Genomic DNA, 246 nt, shown 5'->3' with positions numbered 1-246 from the left:
GCCTTGCGCCGACGTACGCGAGACGTTCTGCGCAGCGATCGCCGCGGCAGCCTTCGACGACGCGTCGGCATCGGCCTTCTTGTCCTTCGAGACCGCGTTGTCCTTGATGTTCGCGATCGGCGGTTCGCCGTTCTTCGCGCGCTGCTCGTTCTGCGCGAGCACGGCCATCAGCCGCTTCAGGTATTCCGTCTCGAGCGCCGGATCGTTCGGCTTCGGTTCCCACTTGCTCGAATCGTTGTTCGCGCC

General features: G+C 65.0%; 1 protein-coding gene. It reads right to left on the bottom strand.

All coding sequences use genetic code 11. The features are described 5' to 3' along the window. Positions 1-246: hypothetical protein (locus AAEY79_RS16035; RefSeq protein WP_352289687.1), on the bottom strand; the 246-nt coding region annotated here is incomplete at both ends.

It is taken from the genome of Psychrobacter sp. GW64-MNA-CIBAN-0177 (genome assembly GCF_040309585.1).
GTDB classification, from domain to species: Bacteria; Pseudomonadota; Gammaproteobacteria; order Pseudomonadales; family Moraxellaceae; genus Psychrobacter; species Psychrobacter okhotskensis.
Note: the sequence above shows the minus strand (reverse complement) of the source record. Positions and strands in the feature narration are given on the sequence as shown.